This is a genomic window from Phascolarctobacterium succinatutens YIT 12067 (genome assembly GCF_000188175.1).
Classification (GTDB): domain Bacteria; phylum Bacillota; class Negativicutes; order Acidaminococcales; family Acidaminococcaceae; genus Phascolarctobacterium_A; species Phascolarctobacterium_A succinatutens.
Window position 1 is genome coordinate 127 of sequence record NZ_GL830925.1, and the last position, 1,649, is coordinate 1,775.

Here is a 1,649-nt window from a genome sequence, read left to right on the forward strand (position 1 = left end):
ATTGAATTTGCGCAACTTATTATACGTTATCCGTAACAGAATTGCTTATTCCAGAAAAAAGCTTAAATTTTTTTCACATTCTGTCAAAATATGCCATTGCGCTTGCAAAAAAATATTTATAGAAATTCAAAGAAAAATCACGCAAGCACAGTAAACTGCTTACGTGATTGATTCAAAATATTATATTGCATACTAAAAATTAAAGATCTACTTTTCTGAGCAGGAAATCAATGAGATTATAATGGATAATGCCATTTCTTGAAATGGTATGCTTATCCAAAGTTATAACATATTTGGGATAATTATCAGCAATTTTTTCATATGCTCCAAACTCTCGCTCTATCGTTTTTTCATCAGTTAAAAGATACGCTGCCTGAATATAAATAATCTTACCATTCAATTCTGCGATAAAGTCAATCTCACCCTTCCAGGTTTTACCTACATAGACCTTATAGCCACGCGAAATCAGCTCATTATAGCAAATTGTTTCAATAATATAGTTATACTCATCCTTAATTCTGTTTTTCTTCAAATGCAGAAAGCCAAGGTCGCAAACATAATACTTCTCTTCAAATGCAAGCGCCTTCTTGCCACGAATATCATAACGCGAAACCTTATCGCAAACACAGGCATCAACAATGCAGCGCAGATAATCATACACAACAGGTGCAGAAACCTTATGCCCATTACTTGAAAGCGTACCGGCAATAGCATTACCGGAAACAGTCAGTGAAGAGTTACCTACAATATAATCAAGTACCTTTTCCAGTACTAGCGGTGAATTTATTTTGTTACGCATGACTATATCCTTCAGCACAACCGCATCATATATATTATTTAAAATAACCTCTTTGGTTTCCTTATTGGCAGCACCACATACCAAAGGCAAGCCACCATAAGTCATGTATTCCGCCAACAGGCTTTCATAATCTGGTGCAGAGATATCTTTGTATTGACAGAACTCCATAAAATTGAACGGCAATACGCGCAAAGATACAGTCCTGCCACTTAAATGCGTAGCTAATTCTCCCGAAAGCAGTTTGGAATTAGAACCGGTAATAAAAATACTCACATTATGAGTTGCCCGAAAAGAATTTACCACAAGCTCAAAATTATTTACATTTTGAATTTCATCGAAAAACAGATAATATTTACTTTCATCAACAATTTTTTGCTCAACATATTCATAAAAAGCATCTGCATCTGTCAGCTTATGATACTTATAATCTTCAAAATTTATGTAAACGATATGCGAATCCTCGATACCATTTTCCTTTATTTCAGCAATAACCTGACGCAAAATAGTAGATTTACCGCAACGTCTGATGCCGGTAATAACCTTTACCAGCTCCGAATCATAAAACGGGCGCAAACGTTCCAGATACTGTGTTCTGATAACCATAACCCTGCTCCTTTCCGCTTTGTCAGCACATTTTCCTTTATTATATTCTAACACAACTCACTCCCCTCCGCAACAGTGTTAATTATTTTTAACACTATCGCACATTTCGTCGATAGTATTAATTTATTTTAACACTATGAGCGATTTTTGCGTTACTGTTAATTATTTTTAATACTTTTGCACGAGTTGCTCCTCCTTAACCTAAACGCAGGCACAAAAAAGGTTCTATAATTGGAAAACTGAAATC

Annotated in this window: 1 protein-coding gene; it reads right to left on the bottom strand. The window is 35.1% G+C overall.

Annotation, left to right across the window (positions count from 1 at the left end; genetic code table 11):
- Positions 1-199: 199 nt before the first annotated feature.
- Positions 200-1,402 carry an ATP-binding protein gene (locus tag HMPREF9443_RS08240; RefSeq protein ID WP_040565343.1) on the bottom strand — a complete coding sequence of 401 codons (1,203 nt, stop codon included), beginning with the start codon at positions 1,400-1,402 and terminating at the stop codon, positions 200-202.
- Between the last annotated feature and the right edge of the window lie 247 nt (positions 1,403-1,649).

Excerpts from the sequence above, each read along its gene's own strand:
- HMPREF9443_RS08240 (WP_040565343.1), bottom strand. The coding sequence starts at position 1,402 with ATGGTTATCAGAACACAGTATCTGGAACGTTTGCGCCCGTTTTATGAT.